General features: G+C 59.6%; 20 protein-coding genes and 1 tRNA gene. 3 read left to right on the forward strand and 18 right to left on the reverse strand.

Annotated features, from left to right (window positions below; translation table 11 throughout):
• The first annotated feature begins 31 nt into the window (after positions 1-31).
• Together HGEM_RS04920 and HGEM_RS04925 are read left to right on the forward strand one after the other, a co-directional pair.
• The gene (locus HGEM_RS04920) at positions 32-1,372 is read left to right on the forward strand and encodes an NCS2 family permease (RefSeq protein WP_019128304.1); all 1,341 of its coding nucleotides are present in this window, start codon (positions 32-34) and stop codon (positions 1,370-1,372) included.
• Between the two features lie 264 nt (positions 1,373-1,636).
• On the forward strand, positions 1,637-2,581 hold the full coding sequence (locus tag HGEM_RS04925) for an NAD(P)/FAD-dependent oxidoreductase (RefSeq protein ID WP_019128305.1): 945 nt from the start codon (positions 1,637-1,639) through the stop codon (positions 2,579-2,581).
• 303 nt (positions 2,582-2,884) lie between these two features.
• Here HGEM_RS04925 and HGEM_RS04930 read toward each other — a convergent pair whose 3' ends face one another.
• A complete protein-coding gene (locus HGEM_RS04930) occupies positions 2,885-3,733 on the reverse strand; it encodes a DegV family protein (RefSeq protein ID WP_019128306.1) in 849 nt (282 codons plus the stop codon).
• 188 nt (positions 3,734-3,921) lie between these two features.
• Between HGEM_RS04930 and HGEM_RS04935 the strand changes: the two genes are divergently transcribed.
• Positions 3,922-4,539 (forward strand): DUF1836 domain-containing protein, encoded by a 618-nt coding sequence (locus HGEM_RS04935; RefSeq protein ID WP_019128307.1) that lies wholly within the window; start codon positions 3,922-3,924, stop codon positions 4,537-4,539.
• A 54-nt stretch (positions 4,540-4,593) separates the two neighbouring features.
• On the opposite strand, the gene HGEM_RS04940 is transcribed toward HGEM_RS04935, so the two are convergent.
• From HGEM_RS04940 to cmk, 17 genes are all read right to left on the reverse strand, one after another.
• Entirely contained in the window at positions 4,594-5,142 is a 549-nt protein-coding gene (locus tag HGEM_RS04940; protein WP_019128308.1) for an adenine phosphoribosyltransferase, read from the reverse strand.
• Between the two features lie 31 nt (positions 5,143-5,173).
• On the reverse strand, positions 5,174-6,082 hold the full coding sequence (gene ftsR / locus HGEM_RS04945) for a transcriptional regulator FtsR (RefSeq protein WP_019128309.1): 909 nt from the start codon (positions 6,080-6,082) through the stop codon (positions 5,174-5,176).
• 2 nt (positions 6,083-6,084) lie between these two features.
• Positions 6,085-6,492, reverse strand: a complete 408-nt coding sequence (locus HGEM_RS04950) for an FHA domain-containing protein (protein ID WP_019128310.1) — start codon at positions 6,490-6,492, stop codon at positions 6,085-6,087.
• A gap of 100 nt (positions 6,493-6,592) precedes the next feature.
• Positions 6,593-7,321, reverse strand: a complete 729-nt coding sequence (locus HGEM_RS04955; protein ID WP_019128311.1) for a CDP-alcohol phosphatidyltransferase family protein — start codon at positions 7,319-7,321, stop codon at positions 6,593-6,595.
• Between the two features lie 127 nt (positions 7,322-7,448).
• A tRNA-Pro gene (locus HGEM_RS04960) sits at positions 7,449-7,525 on the reverse strand.
• Between the two features lie 69 nt (positions 7,526-7,594).
• Positions 7,595-8,794 carry a bifunctional phosphopantothenoylcysteine decarboxylase/phosphopantothenate--cysteine ligase CoaBC gene (coaBC, locus tag HGEM_RS04965; RefSeq protein ID WP_019128312.1) on the reverse strand — a complete coding sequence of 400 codons (1,200 nt, stop codon included), beginning with the start codon at positions 8,792-8,794 and terminating at the stop codon, positions 7,595-7,597.
• The gene (locus HGEM_RS04970) at positions 8,791-9,507 is read right to left on the reverse strand and encodes a zinc ribbon domain-containing protein (protein WP_035100706.1); all 717 of its coding nucleotides are present in this window, start codon (positions 9,505-9,507) and stop codon (positions 8,791-8,793) included. The genes coaBC and HGEM_RS04970 overlap by 4 nt, the downstream gene beginning before the upstream one ends.
• Positions 9,504-10,310, reverse strand: coding sequence for a Nif3-like dinuclear metal center hexameric protein (locus HGEM_RS04975; protein ID WP_019128314.1), 807 nt, complete (start codon positions 10,308-10,310; stop codon positions 9,504-9,506). Before HGEM_RS04975 ends, HGEM_RS04970 begins: the two co-directional genes overlap by 4 nt.
• Entirely contained in the window at positions 10,307-11,488 is a 1,182-nt protein-coding gene (locus tag HGEM_RS04980; protein ID WP_019128315.1) for a cysteine desulfurase family protein, read from the reverse strand. The genes HGEM_RS04975 and HGEM_RS04980 overlap by 4 nt, the downstream gene beginning before the upstream one ends.
• On the reverse strand, positions 11,485-12,174 hold the full coding sequence (rpe, locus tag HGEM_RS04985; protein ID WP_019128316.1) for a ribulose-phosphate 3-epimerase: 690 nt from the start codon (positions 12,172-12,174) through the stop codon (positions 11,485-11,487). The genes HGEM_RS04980 and rpe overlap by 4 nt, the downstream gene beginning before the upstream one ends.
• Positions 12,175-12,211: 37 nt before the next feature.
• Positions 12,212-13,222, reverse strand: coding sequence for an NAD(P)H-dependent glycerol-3-phosphate dehydrogenase (locus tag HGEM_RS04990; RefSeq protein WP_019128317.1), 1,011 nt, complete (start codon positions 13,220-13,222; stop codon positions 12,212-12,214).
• Positions 13,223-13,897 carry a glycerol-3-phosphate 1-O-acyltransferase PlsY gene (gene plsY / locus HGEM_RS04995; RefSeq protein WP_019128318.1) on the reverse strand — a complete coding sequence of 225 codons (675 nt, stop codon included), beginning with the start codon at positions 13,895-13,897 and terminating at the stop codon, positions 13,223-13,225. It lies immediately after the preceding gene.
• Positions 13,898-15,226, reverse strand: a complete 1,329-nt coding sequence (gene der / locus HGEM_RS05000; RefSeq protein WP_019128319.1) for a ribosome biogenesis GTPase Der — start codon at positions 15,224-15,226, stop codon at positions 13,898-13,900.
• Between the two features lie 8 nt (positions 15,227-15,234).
• Entirely contained in the window at positions 15,235-16,662 is a 1,428-nt protein-coding gene (locus HGEM_RS05005; RefSeq protein ID WP_019128320.1) for a DUF512 domain-containing protein, read from the reverse strand.
• A gap of 11 nt (positions 16,663-16,673) precedes the next feature.
• Complete coding sequence (locus HGEM_RS05010) at positions 16,674-17,525, reverse strand: 4-hydroxy-3-methylbut-2-enyl diphosphate reductase (protein WP_019128321.1); 852 nt, start codon at positions 17,523-17,525, stop codon at positions 16,674-16,676.
• A gap of 1 nt (position 17,526) precedes the next feature.
• Entirely contained in the window at positions 17,527-18,249 is a 723-nt protein-coding gene (locus HGEM_RS05015; RefSeq protein WP_019128322.1) for a lysophospholipid acyltransferase family protein, read from the reverse strand.
• Positions 18,250-18,933, reverse strand: a complete 684-nt coding sequence (gene cmk, locus HGEM_RS05020) for a (d)CMP kinase (protein WP_019128323.1) — start codon at positions 18,931-18,933, stop codon at positions 18,250-18,252.
• Positions 18,934-18,941: the final 8 nt, after the last annotated feature.

Raw genomic sequence — 18,941 nt, forward strand, 5'->3', positions numbered from 1 at the left:
AGGGAAGAGCAATCCGAAGAAAAGGGGAGTAATGGATACGTTCTTCAAGTTTTCCGAGCGCGGCTCTCATGCCGCAACGGAGGTGCGCGCCGGCCTTACGACGTTTTTGGCCATGGCGTACATCATCATCGTCAACCCGAGCATTCTGTCTGCCGCGGGGATCAACCCGACGGCCGCAGTAACTGCGACCTGCCTGGGTGCCGCGGTTATGACGATCGCTATGGGCGTGTTCTCGAACCGTCCGCTTGCCTGCGCTTCGGGCATGGGCATCAACTCGATCGTCGCCTTTACCCTGTGCGGCAGCATGGGACTCGGCTGGCAGACCGCCATGGCCGTCATCTTCGTGGAGGGCGTTGCCATTCTGTTCCTGGTGCTCTGCGGCCTGCGCGAGGCGATCATGGAGGCCATTCCTGTGCCCCTGCGCCACGGTATCTCCATCGGTCTCGGTCTCTTCATCGCGATGATCGGCCTTAAGGATGGTGGCGTCATCGTTTCCAACGCCGACACCATGGTCTCGCTTGGCTCGCTCTTGAACGCTGATGGTGGCTACAACTTCGCTCTGCTCGTGGGCATCATCTCGATCGTCCTTACCGTGGTCCTGTATTCCATGAAGGTGAAGGGCGCTCTGCTCTGGGGCATCGTCATCTCCGCGATCATCGGTGTGCCGCTGGGTGTCACGAGCCTGCCCACCGGCGTGGTCGCTCCGCTCGATTTCTCGACCTTCGCTGCCCCGTTCCAGGTGAGCGAGGCTTCCAATGTCATGGGAATCGTCGAGGCCATCACCACCCCGTCTCTTCTGCTCTTTGCCTTCTCGCTCATGATGAGCGACTTCTTCGACACCATGGGCACGGCGATGGCCGTGGCCAAGCAGGGCGACTTCCTCACCGAGGATGGTAAGGTCGAAGACATCAAGCCGATACTCATCGTCGACTCCGCCGCTGCTATCGCCGGTGGCTTCGTGGGTGCTTCCTCCATCACCACCTTCGTTGAGTCCGCTTCCGGTGCAGCCGATGGTGGCCGTACCGGCCTCACCTCGGTGGTTGCCGGCGTCCTCTTCCTGCTCGCCGCGTTCTTCTCGCCGCTCATCAACTGCATTCCCTCTGCAGCCACCTGCGGCGCGCTCGTGTTCGTTGGCTTCCTGATGATGAGCGATGTCGCCGATATCGACTGGGCCAACCCCCTCGAGGCCTTCCCGGCGTTCATGATCATCGCTGGCATTCCGTTCACGTATTCCATTTCCAACGGCATCGGCCTTGGCTTCATCACCTTCGTGGTCGTGTCTGCCGTCACGGGCAACATTCGCAAGGTTCGCCCGCTCATGTGGGTCGCCGCTGCTGCATTCTTGGTCTATTTCATCATGACCATCATGTAAGCTGTGCCAATCTGCGCATAGCTCGCTGTACGTCTTGTCCAGCGTGATGGGCAGCGTAGGCATTGTTCATGGTATAGAGGGCGCCTCTCGTTACAGATGGGAGGCGCTCTCTTTCTTAGCCGACCGTTTCAACTTCCGCGTGGACCTTCGGGGCGCTTATGTCTTGTGCATACAATTAGGTACCGAAGTAAGTGTTGAATAGGGTAGGGATAAAGCGGGAATCAGCACCTTAGCATGGTAGCTTCGTTGAATGCGAGGAGCGATATGGATAAGACGAATCGTGTGGTAGACACCGTGGTCATCGGGGGCGGTCCAGCTGGCTATGCAGCAGCCATCTACGCTGCGCGAGCAAGTTTGAAAACCGTCGTCATAGAGCAAGGCATGCCGGGCGGCCAGATTGCCACGACGGATATCGTTGAAAACTATCCCGCCATACCAACCATTACCGGCGCGGAGCTCGGTATGAAGCTGCAGGAACATGCGACGGAGGCCGGCGCAGAAAGCGTCTATGGCGTTGTTGAAGCCATTGAGCGGCTCGATGACGGCTCCTTCAATGTCGTGTGCGCAGATGAGGCCTATCAAGCGCCTGCGGTTATCGTCGCCACGGGCGCTCGTCCAAGAACCGCTGGTTTTACCGGTGAAGATCAATTCCGCGGTCGCGGTATATCGTATTGCGCGACGTGCGACGGCATGTTTTATCGCGGGAAGAACGTGTTCGTTATCGGCGGCGGGAATGCTGCCTGTGAAGAGGGGCTGTATCTTGCGCGCATTGCGAATTCTGTAACGATGGTTGTGCGCCGCAATGAGTTTAGAGCTCCGAAGGGCGTCGTTGATAGGCTCTTGGCGCATGAGCGAGTAACAGTCCGCTATAGTACGTCGATCACTGCGGTTGACGGCGACCGGTTCCTGTCGAGTATTACGTTTAGAAATAACGATACGGGCGAAGAGCATACTGAAGCGTATGAAGAGGGCTCGTTCGGCATCTTTGTATTTGCGGGAACCGATCCAGTTGTGGAGCTCGTCCGGCCGTTCGTAGACCTTGGCTCTGATGGTGGCGTAATGACGAATGAATCCATGGAAACGCGTACGCCGGGGCTGTATTGCGTGGGAGACATGCGCTCAAAGCGACTCCGCCAAGCGATTACCGCTGCGGCTGACGGAGCTATTGCAGGCTCTGAGGCGTATCGCTTTGTGACCGAGCGGGGCTGATATGCGAGGTATAGTTTCAAGGCTCACATACGTTCGTGAGCTCATCTTGCTCATCTATTAAATCAAGATAATATATCTTATGTAAACTTGTTAGATGAAGCCAAAGATAGCTCTTCTGTAGCCATCCTCTGATGAAGCCACGCTTTGATTCCGCCTTGACGGAACGGTCGAGGTTATCGGATCACAACAATACGGGCGCCCTGCACTCTTTGCAGCGCGCCCGTTTGCATGGCTGGATATAGTTATGCCAAAAGACATCTATCGTTGCGGATGCTAGCATCATCGCCTGATGGACCGATGCTCCTACCATCCGTACCCTATGATGAGCCCATCGGTCTCTGCGTAGTACGAGCACAGGCCTCCGCATGGAAGAATGGTTGCCTTTGTAGTCGGCCATTCGGCGGTAATGCGCGCCGCGAGGTCTTCCGCGGCCTTCTCGTTGAAGACATGGTCGATGAACACGTCACCGCCTTGGAAGCCGTCTTCCCGCATGGATCCAATGATTTTTTCGAATGCCTTCTTCTGGCTTCGTGCGGGACCGAGGACCTTGATAGTGCCCTCGCTGCTCGCGGTTCCAAGCATGCGGATATTGAGCTTGTTGGCAAGCATGCCGGCCACCTTGGGCATACGGCCCGCCTTGGCAAGGTTTTCGTAGCTCGAGAGCAGGAATAAGACCGTCGAAGACTGCTCTACATTGCAGATATACGCGGTAACCTCGTTGAAGGTGGCATCGGGATGTTCAGTTAGGTACCTATCTAATGCCACGATCAATAGCTCGAGCTTGCCGCCTGCCGCACGGGAGTTCACGATGAAGATGTTGCGGGAACCATCCTCTTCGAGTACGAGATCACGTGCCATGATAGCTGCCTCATAGCTACCAGAGAGATTCGCGGAAATCGTAATGGCAATCACGTTGTCGGCTGAGCGGAAGCGGTCGGCCCATTCCCCTACGCTCGGGCATGCGCTTGATGTGGCCGATTCCTCGGCAGCGACACGGCGGTTGAGCTCGGCTACGTCGAGCGCCTCGTCATCGACATATTCCTGGCCGCCTACGTTGACCTTGAGCGGTGCGAAACGGTAAATGGTATCTGGGGCAGATGGCGTGTAGCCACGGAGGTTGCAACTGGAATCTGCTATAAGTGCCCAACTCATCGTGTAGGTCCCTTCGACGGTATCGAACCTATCTGTATTATACGTGCTCCCTTATCGAAATGGTGAAACAGATGGTTTCTAAAACAAGATGACATAGTTTTAAAAGCAATGAGAGTATCATGTGGTTGGTACCGTGTTAGGTAGGTAATTTGTATGCTCAGTGGAACGTGCGTGGTATGGAGGATGCAATGACGGCACAGAAATCGGTAATCCCCATGAATGAACACGGTCGAGCAATCACCCAGGAAGATATCAAGCCGACAGTTCTTCCCGATGCCTATCTCACTTCTTCAATAGCTTCGGCCCTTGTTGATTTCAAGATGCCTCGTTTCGAGGACCTCCCCACAGTTGGCCTCTATCGAGATCAGGTTATCGGTATCGTCGAGCAGACGCTGAGCCCGCTTGGCACCTGCATCGATGGCGAGCTCCTGACACCTTCTATGGTTAATAACTATGTGAAGGCAGGCCTCATTGCGGCGCCGGTTAAAAAGCTCTACAACCGTGAGCACGTAGCTCGCCTGCTCGTAATCTGCATTTTCAAGCAGGTACTGTCGATTCAAGCGATTGCGACGCTCTTTAAGATTCAGCGGGTATCCTATATGGTCGACGTTGCCTTCGATTATGTGGCCGTGGAACTGGAAAACGCCGTGCGTTCCGCATTCTCGATCGATGCGACTCCCCAACCGGATTCGGCGACGCATGTTACCAGGGAGTCGCTTCTCGTTCGAAATGCAGTCACGGCGTTTGCCGCGAAGGCCTATCTGCTAGGCTATCTGCACTATATCGGATATGAAGGCTCGGAATAGCCCCTTAGTTCAGATTATCCGCTGAGCTTCAGGCGTTACCCCGTTTGCAGGCCCTTAAGAAACCTTGACCAAGCTGAAGAGCTCTTGGTCGCCGGATGCAGCGAGCGCGTCACGAGGATTCAGGAATGCGAGCTCAAGGATACAGCCATATCCGATCAGCTCGGCACCCATGTTCTGGACAAGCTTGCCTGTCGCCGCAACGGTACCACCGGTGGCAACGAGGTCATCGATGATTAGGACGCGATCGCCGGGCTCAAGGGCATCCGCGTGGATCTCGAGCGTATCGGTGCCGTATTCGAGTTCGTAGCTGATGGACACGGTCTCGCGCGGAAGCTTTCCGGGCTTACGTGCGGGGATGAAGCCCGCGCCGAGTTCAAGCGCTACGGGAACACCTACCATAAAGCCACGAGCCTCGGGGCCGATGACCTTCGTCACTCCCCTACCGCGAAAGTGGTCGGCAAGCGCGGTGATAGCCTGTCGCATCGCATTGGCGTCGGCGAAAAGCGGTGTGATGTCCTTAAAGACAACGCCTGGCTCCGGGTAGTCGGGAATGTCGGTGATATACGATTCGAAGTCGAAGTCAGTTGCGGCGGTCTCAGGCATAAGGGCTCCTCTACTGATAACAGTGCATACGCTAACGCGCGCGTTTGACGACGCGTGATGTGCGACGAGATGAGGTTGCTTCTTGGGAGATGGGAGCATCGGTAAGCGTACCGGTGCGAGTGGTCGATTCAGTGCGCGAAGCCGCGTCGCCAGCGTTTCTCTTGGACTCGCGTGAAGCCTCCGCTCGAGCCAGCTCATCATCGATGGAATCCACGTCGGCATCCTTGACTACGGCATTGAGCGACTCGAACACGCGGCCCTTCAAGAGGGCGGTATGAAGGCCATCGGTGAGGTCGTGCAGCTTCTTGAAGGCGCGCTCCAGCTTTGCGCTGCGGTCCTCGTCGCTGTCATCGAGACCAAGCATGCCTACAAGGACCTGCTCGAACATCGTCGATTCGCGGTTGGCGGACACGACGTATTGACGGAGGTTCCGAGGTTCGATATGAAAACGCGAAAGCTCATCGCAATAGCGAATAATCTCGAAATCGCTTCCATCGATAAGCTCGCGATTCTTCGGGCTCTTGATGATGCGCACAAGATCGTTCTGTGCGAGGGAGCGCACGAAGGAGATGCTAACGCCCAGCAAGTCCGGAACATCCTCAAGGGGATGAAGCTTCTGCTTGGTTTCCTTGGGCTGCGTCTTCATGGGCACATCGGACAAAAGGCCGACTTCGTAGGCAAGGGTGTGCAGATCGTCGGCGCTTTCGAGCCTTTGCTTGATGACGTTCAGCGGCATATAGCGCGTCTTCTGAAGATGCAGGATGACCTCAAGCCGCTCTACATCATCCATGGAGTACTGGCGATACCCCTTGGGCGTGCGGTGAGGAGTGATGAGTCCTTCGTCTTCAAGGAATCGAATCTTCGAATTCGAGAGGTCGGGATACGTGCCGCGTAGTAGGTTAACGACTTGGCCGATGCTCAGATAGCTGCGCTCAGCCAAAGCTACTCACCCGTTTCGATGCGCTCCGGGCTGCTCTCGTGGTAGATGAGCGTGAACGTGCCGATCTGAACCGAGGAGCCGTCGTGGAGCGGAGCAGAGTTGACGATGGCGCCATCGACCCAAGTGCCGTTAAGTGAGCCCAGATCTTCAATCGTGGTGCCTAGTGGCGTGCGCACGATCTTAGCGTGGGAGCGGGAGACCGTCATGTCGTTCAGGAAGATGGCGTTGGCGGGATCGCGCCCGACCGAGGTCTCAGGAGCGGTGATCTCGAAGGTGTTGCCCGTTTGGGGCCCCTTGATAATGGAGATCACCGGATTGACGATCTTAGTGCTCTTCATGAGGTCGGGGGCGGTTGCATCGTCTATGGGCATGCGAAAGACGCGCGTGGAATCTGTGCCAAGTCCTGCCATGGAAACCCCTATCACATACGGATCCGGAATCGTTTCCGGTTTAATACATCGCAAAGGCACTTTCATTCTACCCTAGCGCGCGTTGAGATTCACGGGCGACTCAAGAAGCTCCAGAAGCCCCATCAGCCTCTTCAATTTCCGGGTTGAGGAAGTCCACGTCCTCCTCCTCAGGATGCTCGATGGCGTGCTTCGAGGCTCGGTATCCCTTTACGGTATAGATGACTGCGGTGAGCAAGGAGAAGATCACGCCAACATACACGAAGAATATCCCTAAGGGAACTTCGCGGGCATCGAGGCCGGGGAACGCTTCCGAGAACGTGCCGAGAACGCCGATGCCGCCGATTTTTGGCAAACCGAGAAGCATGAAAGAGAAGCCGGTCATGAGAAGCGCGGTAGCGGCCTTTCCGGTGTACACCACGTCGATCGGTCGTTTGTGGTACCGCCGTACGACGGCATTGCCGCAGGCAAGATAGACGTCGCGCAAGATGATGACGATGCAGACCCAGATGGGGAGCTCTCCGCGCGCCACGAGGCCGATGACGCCGGTAAAAAGAAGCGCCCGGTCAACGACGGGGTCCATCATCTTGCCAAGCCAGCTCACCGTGCGCGTTTTGCGTGCAATGGCGCCATCCAGCCAGTCCGTGCTCGCGGCGACCGCATAGATGACGAGCGCGACATAGCGGTTGACATCCATGACAAATAAATACAAAAAGACGAACGTGAGGATAAGGCGAAGAACGGTGATGAAGTTGGAGATGGTGAAGATCTGGTTCGAGGGATAGTCTGGGGTGCCGATCAGCTCCCGTTTGATCTTCTTTCTGAGGCCCACGATTCTCCTCTAGTCCCTATTCGGATGCGTTCACACTACAGCATGATACCCAACCGAACGCGAGATAACCCCTTGGGGTTTCTCAAAAAAAGAGGCGTCGAGATATTCTCGACGCCTCCGAACCTTCTGGTCGGGACGACTGGATTCGAACCAGCGACCCCTTGACCCCCAGTCAAGTGCGCTACCAAGCTGCGCCACGTCCCGAAGTGTTGCCATCTCTGCGACAGCAAAAGATACTTTACTCAACTCTTGCGGTTTGTGCAAGAGAAATTTTTATGACCTCAAATCGTGCGCACGAATGAGCAGGGTGCGAGCAAGTTCGGATTTGCTGAGCAGCGGGAGTTCCTCGGTCGCGTGGGCGGTGATCCACCAGGCCTTATTCGTATCGCTCCCGAAGCCGGAATCGGAGCGCGACACATCGTTGGCAACGATGGCGTCGCATCCCTTGCGTACGAGCTTTTGTTGCGCATAGTCGATGGGGTTACCGGTTTCGGCGGCGAATCCGATGACGATGCGATCGCCGCGATCGTGCGAGAGCTGAGCGAGAATGTCATCGGTTTGCTCGAGTTGAATGGATTCGAGCTCGTCGATGCCCTTCTTGAGCTTTCGGTTGGCTGGCTTGGCGGGCCGATAGTCCGCCACGGCCGCAGCGCAGATAAGCATGGTGGCACGGGAGAACGCTGCCTGCGTGGCTTCAAGCATCTGGGCTGCCGTTTCCACGGGAACGACATCGACGCCTGCTGGCGCGGGCTCGGTGGCGGGTCCGAGAACAAGCGTGACGTGCGCTCCCATAGCACGAGCTTCACGAGCGAGGGCAACGCCCATCTTGCCTGATGACCGGTTACCGATGTAGCGAACCGGATCGATCGGTTCATGGGTTCCGCCCGCCGTGATGACGATACGTTCCCCAGCGAGCGCATCCGTGGCGCCGAGCTCGCAGATGACGGCGTCGCCGATCTCAGAGACCTCGGTCAGGCGCCCTTCATCAACGTCGCCGCATGCGAGGTATCCCCTACCGGGCCCTACGATGCGAACGCCGCGCGCGCGTATCGTGCGGACATTCTCTTGGGTGGCAGCAGCTTTCCACATATTCACATTCATCGCGGGCGCAACGACGATGGGCCCCGTTGCAGCGAGAAGCGTTGTCGACATGAGGTCGTCGGCGATCCCGTGGGCCATCTTGGCGATGATATTCGCCGTTGCGGGCGCTACGACGATGCAATCAGCCTCTTTGGCGAGCGAGACATGGTGGATGGGGTCAGAAGGGTCATCAAAGAGCCCGATGGCAACTTTTTCATGGGTCAGTGCTCTAAAGGTGGTGGGTCCTATGAATTGCGTGGCATGCTCGGACATGAGCACCTTAACCCGTGCGCCCTCCTTTTGGAGGATGCGTACGAGCTCGCATGCTTTGTAGGCAGCGATGCAGCCGGTAACACAGACTAGGACGCAGCGACCCTCGGCGCGACCGCTCATTTCTGGTCACCCTCGTCGACGATAAGGATACGGTGGCAATAGGGGCAGGTGGTAACGCCCTTCGTTCGCTTAACCTCGTTCAGCGAAGCCTCCGTGAGCGCCATACGGCAGAGCGATGGCGTGCTTCCCTCCAACTTCTCAACGCCAAGCCCACGGAACTGCTTGCTGGCGACGGCATAAGCTTCGTGCAGGGAATCGGGAAGCTGGCGGGTGAGCTTTTCACGGCGGCGCTCAAGCTCGGCGATATCGTTTTGTAGGTCGGTGGCCGCGGCGCGCGCGGCCTTCCCGCTCCTGATGATGGCAGCTTCGAGTTTTTCGATAAACTCGCGGCCCTTCTGCTCGCGCGCACTGGTCTCCTCGAGCCTCGCGGTGCAGCTGCGCTGGTCGAAGGCGACCTTGTCAAGCCATTTGGCAAGGTTTGAAAGCTCGATCTCAAGATTCTGAACGCGATGGTAATCGCTAGAATCCACTGACTTCTGTGCCTCGTCGACGCGACGGCGGTACTCCGCCTCCTCCTCGGCGAGGTCGGCGAGGTCTGTCTCGGCGTCTTTGCGCAGGGCGACGACTTTCAAGAGCTCCTCTTTTGCTGCGGCAAGCGCGCGGCGCTTCTTGGCGAGGTCCTTAAGCTCGGGGAGCTGCGCGAGCTTATCCTTGAGCTGCGAGAGCTCGATGTCAACTTCTTGCAGGCTGAGCAGGTTCTCTCCGTTGCTCATGAACATCCTCCTTCTATCGTCCACCATTGACGCGGCGGATCTGCGATCTGAATTGAGTCCGAGGGGACGCCGGCTCGCGTCGCGGCCTCAGCGAGGATGCGGGTGAAGGGCGTCTCGCTCGCATCGTGTCCCAACAAGATGATGCCCATCCCGCGCGCGGCAAGGTCTTGGCATACATGGTATCCGGCCTCACCGCAGATGATCGCATCGGCTCCGCATTTGAGGGCGGATTCACCTAAATCACCGAGGCTTCCTCCGAGAAACGCGCAGCTTGAAATCGGCGTATCGCGGTCACCCCAGACACGCGGAGCGGTGTCAAAGGCCTCTGCGGCACGCTCTGCAAGCTCTTGGAGGGTCGGACGGTCCGGAACCGAGGCAATCGAGCCAAGACCAGAAGAGCCGGAACTCTCAGGGTGCTCGAGTGAATGCTGGGCTTCGAGCCCCATGAGGCTCGGCAGCAGCTCTTGCGCGGCCTGGGAGCGATCGAGGTTCGTATGGAACGACAAGACGCTCACACCGAGCCGAGCCGCCTCGAAGACAGCGGCAGCAGCCTGAGGGTGGGAACCGGCTCTCGGAACGAAGGCGTCGGGTGCTGCGATATAGACTGGATGGTGCGCGAGCAGCACGTTGGCACCGGCGTCATGAGCACGCCTGACCATATCGGCCGTGGCGTCGAGCGCAACGAGGACGCGGCCCACCGTAGAGTCGGGGTCGCCCACGGAGAGTCCGACGTGGTCCCAGCTTTCAGCATCAACTTTCGGGAACGACTCGAAGAGCGAGCGCTCTAGTTCACAGACCTTCATGAGCGGGCACCTCCCGTAAGGTCGAGGAGCGCATCGGCGAAGGCATCAAGATCCTGCTCTCGCACGCGATCGTCGAACGAGATGCGAAGCGACCCCGCCGCGCGTTCGCGGGGAATTCCCATGGCGGTGAGCACGTGGCTCGCATCCGTGGATCCGCTCGAGCAGGCAGACCCAGCCGAGACGCAGAAGCCACGAACATCGAGCTGCAATATGAGCTCCTCCGATTCACATCCATCGACCAGGATGGATACAATCCCTGGGAGCCGGTCTGTATGCATAAGGTCGGGCAAGGTGGCGTGAATGCGCGGACTCTCAAGCAATCGCTCGTAGAGGCGCCCTGAGAGGGAAAGCACGCGCGCGTGGTCTTCATCGAGGCGCGGGGAAAGCGTTCGCGCCACGGCTGCAAGGCCAAGTGCCGAGCGGACGTCCTGCGTTCCAGCGCGTCTTCCCGCCTCTTGGCCACCGCCGCGAATGAGGGGCTCGAAGGGCACTCCCCTCCTTAGGTACAGAGCTCCGCTCGCCACGGACGCGCCTACCTTATGACCAGCAAGGGAAAGCGCATCAACCCTAAGAACTGACACATCGATCGGGGCATGGAGGTATCCCTGTATGGCGTCGGTGTGGAAATACGCTCCATGATTGTGGGCGATCTGGGCAAGTTCTCCGACTGGCTGGACGGCTCCCGTCTCGTTATTCGCGAACATGATGCTCACAAGTGCCACATCATCGCCCATGGCGGCATCGAGGGTGCCTGGTTCGATGATCCCGAGGGTTCCGGGCTTTAGGATATCGACGGTGAAGCCGCGCCGCTTGAGCTGTGCGAGGTTATCGAGGATCGCCTCGTGCTCGATGGCGGAGGTGATGACCCTGGTTCGTCCGTGGTCACGCGAGCGGGCGCCCTCGGCGATACCGAAGAGCGCGAGCGCATCGGCTTCCGTTCCACCGTTCGTGAAGACGACCTCAGCAGGGCGCACACCGGTACCCAGCGAGCGTGCGATGTCTCGACGGGCCGCATCGAGCGCCTGAGCGGCGCGTCTGCCAAGCGTATGGAGCGAGTTTGGATTCGCACCCGCTATCTCGGAGATATCATAGGCTCGCATCGCCTCGATAGCCTCGGGCCGCAACGGGGTCGAGGCAGCATAATCAAGGTTCACGAGGCGCGTCGGCGCCACGCTCATGCGGCATCCGCCTCCGCAGCGGCGATACCGCTTTGCGCGAGCGAGCGAAGGCGCTGGACCTCAGCTGCCGGGTCGCTCGACCCGAAGACGGCGGAGCCGGCAACGAACACGTCGGCTCCGTGGCGAGCGACATCCTCGATATTGGCGGCAGAGATGCCCCCGTCTACTTCGATAAGCGGATGGGCGCCGACTGCCCGGCAGAGCGCCTGCAGGCGATCGAGCTTGGCATACGTGCCCTCGATGAAGCGCTGTCCTCCAAAACCGGGGTTAACGCTCATGACGAGGACCATGTCGAGTTCGGGCAGGATGTCTTCGAGCACACCGACCGGCGTAGCGGGATTGAGGACGGCTCCTGCCTTGACGCCGTGTTCCTTGAGGTACGTCACCGTGCGATGGAGGTGCGTGGAAGCTTCGGCGTGAACGGTGATCATATCGGCGCCCGCCTCCACGTACCATCCAATCGTCTCATCGGGGTTCGAGACCATCATGTGAACATCGAGCGGTACGTCGGTCGAGCGCTTGCAAGCGGCGACCATACCAGGGCCAAAGGTGAGATTGCCCGTGAAGTGGCCGTCCATGACGTCGACATGGATAAAGTCGGCATTCGAGATGCGATCGAGGTCTAGAGCGAGGTGTGCGAAGTCGGCCGAGAGAATCGAGGGTGCGATGCGTGCAAGTGTTCCCATGGAAAGCCCCTTTGGTGCAGAGTTGGATGTAGGTAGGTCAGTCACGGTCGAGCCCATAGAACTCTTCGGTGGGCACGCGCCCCATGAGGGTGTTCAGGGCTTCGTCGAGCGTCATGTTGTTGTAGAGCAGCGATTCGAGCACGAAGGTGATGGGTGCATCGACGCCGAGCGAGCGCGCGAGCTCAGCCGTGCTCTGCACCGCCGCAGCGCCCTCTACGATCATATGGGTGCGCTCCTGGTAGTGCTCAAGGGATTCCCCGCCGGCAAAGGCGACGCCGAAGGAGCGGTTGCGTGAATGGGGCGATGTGCACGTAGCCACGAGATCGCCCATACCGGCCAAACCCATGCAGGTCATGGGGTCTCCGCCGCGCGCGCACACGATACGGCTGATCTCGGCGAGGCCGCGCGTCATGATGAGTGCGAGCGTGTTGTCGCCATAGCCGGCGCCCGCTGCGATACCGCAGGCGATGGCGATGACGTTTTTCACCGCACCGCATGTCTCGATACCGACCATATCGTTCGAGGCGTACAGCCTGAACGAGGGCGAGATGAGTAGCTCTTTGAAAAACTCGCCAACCTGAGGCGTCTCGGATGCGATGACGGCGGCTGCGACCTTGCCTCGGCAGATCTCTTCGGCGTGGTTGGGGCCCGTGAGCGCCGCGATGCGCTCCGGGTGGCCGAGCTCTTCGGCGATGACCTCGTGCATGAGCTTGCCCGTATGGGGTTCAATGCCCTTGGTGAGGCAGAGGATGGGTAGGTCATCGGCGACGTAGCGTGCGGCGGAACGAATCGTGGCGCGTATGAAGGGCGAGGGAACCACAACGATCGCCCCCGAAGCTCCTGCAAGCGCCTCCTCGAAGGAGCAGGTGGCGCTGACGTTTTCCGGAAGCGTGTAGTCGGTCAGGTAGAGCGGATTCAAGTGCCGCTCGTTTATGCTCGGCGGCACGGGTTCGTCGTGCGACCAAAGCATGACCTCATCTGCCTTTGCGGCAGCGACACCCGAGATGGCGGTGCCCCATGAACCGGCACCAATAACGGCGATCTTCATCTAGCGCTCCCCTTTCTTCGACCCGAAGGACAGCTTGTTCTCGGTGCCCGCCCGCAAGCGCGCGATATTGCCGCGGTGGGCGAAAACAACGGACCAGCCTAGAATCGCCCAGACAGCGAGGGCGGGCAGAGGGATACCCGGCTGCGTGAGAAATACGGTGAAGGGCACGAGCGCTGCGGTGACGATCGAGCCAACCGAGACGTAGCGCGTGATCGCAACGAGTACGATGAAGATGGCAAGATGGATGAGGGCGAGTGGCCAATAGAAGCCGAAGAGTATGCCAACGCCCGTGGCGATGCCCTTGCCGCCGTGGAACTTGAGGTAGGGCGAGAAGATGTGCCCGTAGAGGCATGCAAGCGCCACGAGCGCGACCAAAAGCGGGTAGGAAACGGTCGAGCAGGCACTCCAGGAGCTTCCCGCATAAACCACATCGCGGAAGACGATGACGCACACCATACCCTTGAGGAGGTCGAACGCAAGCGTGAGCGCGGCCACCTTGGGACCTCCCACGCGCAGGGCGTTGGTGGTGCCGATGTTGCCCGAGCCCTCCTTCTGGATGTCTTTATGGCTCATCAACCCGACGAGGATCTTGCCGAAGGGAATACCGCAGATAAGGTAGGAGACGATCATCGTGATGGCCGTGGCGAGCACAGCCGAGGTGTTGGCGCTGTCCATTTACGCCTCCTTGTTGCTCTTGGCACGGAAATGGAGGCGGATGGGCGTCCCCTCGAAGCCGAATTTCGTGCGCATGCGGTTCTCGACATAACGGCGGTAGGAGTCGCTCACCAGGTCGGGGTGGTTCACGAAGTAGGTGAATGTCGGAGGGTTGACGTCCGTCTGGGTCACGTAGTGCATGCGGAGACGGCGCTTGCCGTCCACCACCGTATGGCCGAACTCACGAAGGTCGGTGAGGAAAGCGTTGAGCGCAGAGGTCGAGACCTTGGTTGCGCGCGCGGCCGCGGCGTCGTCGATGTAGTTCCAGATCTTTTCCACCGAACGGCCCGTGAGGGCGGAAATGCGAAGCACCTTTGCCCAGGGCGCAAGCGTCATGCGGCGTGATACGGTCTCCATGACCTTCTCGCGCTCATGGTCTTCCGTGAGGAGGTCCCACTTGTTCAAAAGGATGACGAGGGCGCAACCGCGGTCGATGGCGAGGTTTGCGACCTTCTGGTCCTGCTCGGTCATGCCGATGCCGGCATCGACCACGAGCAGCGCCACGTCGGCGCGGTCGATGGCGCGCAGCCCTCGAACCATGGAGTAATACTCGATGTTCTCGTAGACCGTGCTCTTCTTGCGAATACCTGCCGTATCGACGAGACGGTAGCGGCGGCCGTCTCGCTCGACATAGGTGTCGATGGCGTCGCGCGTTGTGCCCGCGATGTCCGAGACGATGGACCGATCGGAGCCGATCACCTTGTTGAAGAGGGACGACTTACCGGCATTGGGACGGCCGATGATCGCGACACCGAGCGCATCGGGGAACGGTTCGGCGTCTTCGGTTTCGTCAGGAAGGCAGCTGACCACCTCGTCGAGGAGGTCGCCCGTGCCGTGCCCGTGGTGGGCGGAAATGGGGCGCGGGTCGCCAAGCCCCAGCGAATAGAACTCCCAGAGCCGTTCCTGCTCGCGATCGGGGTTGTCGAGCTTGTTGACGAGTAGGAACAACGGTTTCTTGACGCGCTTGAGCATGCGCGCGACCGATTCGTCCTCCTCCGTTACGCCAACAGATCCATCCACGACGAAGAGCACGACATCGGCCTCTTCAGCTGCGGCGAGCGCTTGGTCGCGAATGGAGGCTGAGAATACGTCCTCGCTCTTGAGCGGCTCGATGCCGCCCGTGTCTACGAGCGTGAACTGCCGACCGTTCCAGTCGGCATCATGGTATGAGCGGTCGCGCGTGACGCCCCGGCTCTCGTGGACGATTGCGTCCTGCGTGTCCGCGAGGCGGTTCACCAGCGTAGATTTACCGACGTTGGGCCTTCCGACGACGGCGACGATGGGTTTCATATACTCTCCTACACGTTTGCGGTACGTTGCTGCTCGGTGCCCGGTGCAAGGGCGGTAAGCTCTTCCTCGAGGGCGCCCAAGAGATCGAGCGGCATCGTTGACGCGATGCGAACCCGAGCTCCGCGGCGAACGAGCTCAGCTTTCAGCCGTTCTTGATGATAACCGTCGAGCGTAAGACCGTCAGCGTTGAACATCACGTCCGGCACAAAGAGCATAATCCCCGAGAGGTCGCTACCGAGCTGGGCGAGCAAATCTTCCGCGCAGATGAGCCCCGTCACGTCGACGTTCCCCCCGAAGTAGTTGTTCTCGATCGCGCGGACGCTTCCTCTTAGCGGGGAATCGGATACGAAGCTGCGGATCGTCTGCGCGGCAGCGCAGCCACTCACCACCGTGAGCTTGATGCCAAGGCTGCCAAGGAGGCGCCCCGCAGCCTCGATTCGCATTGCCTGCTCCGCCTGTACCTCGAAGGACTCATCGAGGTAGCTGCGAATCATGCCGATACCGTCATAGTACTGCGGATACCCGTCGTAGGTCTCTGCAGCTGGTACGGGAACGCCGGCGTCGAGATAGAACTCGTCGGCAAGCTGGAACACGGTGCGCCCACGCGTGCGCCGGGCTTCGCGCTGGTAGGGTTCGACCTGGTGGATTACGGCGCGTGCTGCGGCTGGGTCGTCGGAAAACGATGCGCTGAACCGTTTTTGGAAACGGGTGTAACCCAAGGGGACGATGCCCAGGCTCGAGATGGCGGATCGTTCGGCGCACCAAGCGAGCGTGCGGTCGAGTTCTTTACCGTCGTTTACTCCGGGGATGAGGACGATTTGAGCGTGAATCTCGATCCCTGCTTCGATGAGCTGCTCGACGACCTCCATGCCGCGCTGAGCGTTTTTGCCCATGAGGGACCGTCTCACGTCCGGTGACACCGCGTGGAGGGAAACGTTCATGGGGCTCAGATGGTAGTCGATGACCCGGGAGACATCGCTCTCGGACATGTTGGTTAGCGTAACGAAGTTGCCCTGAAGGAAGCTCAGGCGATAGTCGTCGTCGCGAATGTAGAGCGTTCCGCGCATATGCGGGGGAAGCATGCGCATGAAGCAGAACGTGCAGGCGTTCACGCAGGTGCGCATGCCATCGAATACGGCGCCGTCGAACTCGAGACCCCAGTCCTCGTCGGGAAGGCGCTCTAGGTTGCACGGGCACACGGAGTTGTCGCGCGGGTCGAAGACCTCGAGTTCCACGACCTCCTCGCTCCCCTGCCAAAGCCATTCGATCATGTCGGTGAGCGGACGGCCGTTGACGGTGAGCACGCGCATGCCGCACTCGATGCCCGCGTCGAATGCGGGAGAGTCGGGTCGCACGAACGTTACGAGCGCGCCCGCTGCATCAGGGTCGCTCGAACGCCCGTAATCGGCGCGCGCCGCAGGATCGTTTGGTTTCAAGGGAGTTCCGCTCATGATTGGGCCGTCATGCGCTCGATGGCCGATACGACGCGCTCGATATGGGCTTGCGGGGTCGATGCGCCGGCAGTGATCCCGATGAGGCGAGCACCGTCGAACCAGGATCGATCGAGTTCCGCAGCATCTTCGATATGATGCGTTTTCGGGCAGGCGGAATGGCAGATCTGCGCAAGTCGCCGCGTGTTCCCAGAGTTCTTACCCCCCACTACGATCATGATATCCGCCTCGCTCGCGAGGGATGCGGCCGCACGCTGCCGCTCGCTCGTTGCGGCGCAGATGGTGTTCACGACGCGAAGCTCGCTTACCAGGGGTGCGAGGGCTGCCACCACAGCCGAGAGATTCGCGGCAGTCTGGGTCGTCTGCACGACAACGCCCACGCGCTTGCCAAGTGTAAGGCCGTCTAGATCTTGCGGGCTTGCTACAACATGCGCCTTGCCCTCGGCATGGCCCACGATGCCTTCAACTTCTGGGTGGCCGCTCTCCCCTACGATGATGAGGTCGTAGCCTTCGTGAACAAGGTTCGATGCGGCCTTATGAACTTTTTTGACGTACGGGCACGTTGCATCGACCACACTGAGCCCGCGCGCCTGAGCATCTTCAATGACCTGCGGGACCACGCCGTGTGAGCGAATAATGACCGACCCGCGATCGATCTCGTCGAGGGACTGGGATAACCCGACTCCTTGCTCGGCGAGCTCCTCGACCACGATGGGGTTATGGATGAGCGGGCCCAAGGTGTGAACCGGTTCTTCGTGCTCCAGCGCGCACCGCCGAGCGAGCTCGAGCGCGCGGTTAACGCCGTAGCAGGCCCCCGCATGCTCGGCAACGCGAATGGTGGCGGACATCTCAGCGCCTCCCTGGATGCTCATCGCGCAGCTGGTCGCGCACCTCATACATGCGACGAATCGCTTCATCCTCAAACCACTGGATACGTTCTTTGCGCTTCAATCCTTCGGGAGCGCTTGCAAGCCTCAGCCTCTCACCGCAGCGGATCCAGGTCTTCATGGGCCTCATGAGATGATGACCCTGAGGCGTGATGTCGCGAAAGCCGCAGACGGCGATGGGCACGATATCAGCCTTTGCCATGCTTGCGATGAGCGCGAAGCCACCATGGACCTCTACGGGCTGGTCGTCGGTGCGAATGCGGGTACCCTCGGGGTAGATGAGAACGTCTTCGCCGCGTTGGAGGGCATGCTGTGCGCGTCGAAGCGATTTCATGTCTGCGGTCCCGCGATCTACGGGGATGCCGCCCACGCGTGCGAAGAACCAGCGCACGATCGGGTTCTTGTTGAACTCGGACTTCATGATGGGGCGCACGCGCCGCCCGCTGGCGACGATATGGGTGACGGTGGCGACAACCTCGGCCATCGACGTGTGATTCGAGATGATGATGGAGCCGGTTTCTCCCACGGGCTCGAGCTCTCCGGGATTCTCGACCTTCCATCGCCACATCACTTTTGAGAAGGCGAGCAAGATGCCGATGATGACGTAGTAAAGAAGGCGAATCTGAGGCGCGTAGTCGCGCATCCCGTGGTCATAGTAATGATCTTCGGTTTGGAAGAGTTTCATTTACGCGCCTCTCTTCTGAGCGACGAGGTCGGCAATCTGGTCGGTGACCTCGTCGATGGTAAACGCCGTGGAATCAATCTGCACGGCATCCGGTGCCGCGACGAGGGGGGCAACATCGCGAGAGGCATCGAGCGCGTCGCGTCGCTCGATCGAGGCGAGCGTTTCTGCGACCTCGCTTTCGAGCGCGCGGGCGTCGGCAACATCTCCACCATGGCGTTGCAGGACGCGCCGCTGGGCGCGCACGCGCGGGTCGGCAGTGAGGAACACCTTGACCTCGGCATCAGGGAACACGACGGTTCCGATATCACGTCCCTCAGCCACCACGTCGTGATTCTGGGCGACGGCGCGCTGCGGTTCGAGCATGGCGGTGCGAACACCAGGATACGCAGAGACCTTCGATACATTCGCATCCACGAGCGGGGTGCGAATCTCGCGACTCACATCTCGGTCGTCGACCGTGATGCTGCCGCCGGACTCCCCTGGCGTGAAGCGAATGGTGATGGCGCTTGCCAGGGCACAGACCGCAGCTTCGTCGTCAAGGTCGATGCCGCGGTCGAGCGCAGTGAAGGCGACGGCGCGGTACATGGCACCCGTGTCGAGCTTTTCAAAGCCAAGGCGGCGTGATAGCTCCCGCGCTATCGTTGATTTGCCAGATCCTGCCGGCCCATCGATGGCGATAATCATGTTGAATC

This window comes from Enorma massiliensis phI (genome assembly GCF_000311845.1).
Lineage (GTDB): Bacteria > Actinomycetota > Coriobacteriia > Coriobacteriales > Coriobacteriaceae > Enorma > Enorma massiliensis.

Coding starts and splice junctions, on each gene's coding strand:
- HGEM_RS04920 (WP_019128304.1), top strand. CDS start 32: ATGGATACGTTCTTCAAGTTTTCCGAGCGCGGCTCTCATGCCGCAACG.
- HGEM_RS04925 (WP_019128305.1), top strand. CDS start 1,637: ATGGATAAGACGAATCGTGTGGTAGACACCGTGGTCATCGGGGGCGGT.
- HGEM_RS04930 (WP_019128306.1), bottom strand. CDS start 3,733: ATGAGTTGGGCACTTATAGCAGATTCCAGTTGCAACCTCCGTGGCTAC.
- HGEM_RS04935 (WP_019128307.1), top strand. CDS start 3,922: ATGACGGCACAGAAATCGGTAATCCCCATGAATGAACACGGTCGAGCA.
- HGEM_RS04940 (WP_019128308.1), bottom strand. CDS start 5,142: ATGCCTGAGACCGCCGCAACTGACTTCGACTTCGAATCGTATATCACC.
- HGEM_RS04950 (WP_019128310.1), bottom strand. CDS start 6,492: ATGGCAGGACTTGGCACAGATTCCACGCGCGTCTTTCGCATGCCCATA.
- coaBC (WP_019128312.1), bottom strand. CDS start 8,794: ATGAGCGGTCGCGCCGAGGGTCGCTGCGTCCTAGTCTGTGTTACCGGC.
- HGEM_RS04970 (WP_035100706.1), bottom strand. CDS start 9,507: ATGAGCAACGGAGAGAACCTGCTCAGCCTGCAAGAAGTTGACATCGAG.
- HGEM_RS04975 (WP_019128314.1), bottom strand. CDS start 10,310: ATGAAGGTCTGTGAACTAGAGCGCTCGCTCTTCGAGTCGTTCCCGAAA.
- HGEM_RS04980 (WP_019128315.1), bottom strand. CDS start 11,488: ATGAGCGTGGCGCCGACGCGCCTCGTGAACCTTGATTATGCTGCCTCG.
- rpe (WP_019128316.1), bottom strand. CDS start 12,174: ATGGGAACACTTGCACGCATCGCACCCTCGATTCTCTCGGCCGACTTC.
- HGEM_RS04990 (WP_019128317.1), bottom strand. CDS start 13,222: ATGAAGATCGCCGTTATTGGTGCCGGTTCATGGGGCACCGCCATCTCG.
- plsY (WP_019128318.1), bottom strand. CDS start 13,897: ATGGACAGCGCCAACACCTCGGCTGTGCTCGCCACGGCCATCACGATG.
- der (WP_019128319.1), bottom strand. CDS start 15,226: ATGAAACCCATCGTCGCCGTCGTCGGAAGGCCCAACGTCGGTAAATCT.
- HGEM_RS05010 (WP_019128321.1), bottom strand. CDS start 17,525: ATGTCCGCCACCATTCGCGTTGCCGAGCATGCGGGGGCCTGCTACGGC.
- HGEM_RS05015 (WP_019128322.1), bottom strand. CDS start 18,249: ATGAAACTCTTCCAAACCGAAGATCATTACTATGACCACGGGATGCGC.
- cmk (WP_019128323.1), bottom strand. CDS start 18,933: ATGATTATCGCCATCGATGGGCCGGCAGGATCTGGCAAATCAACGATA.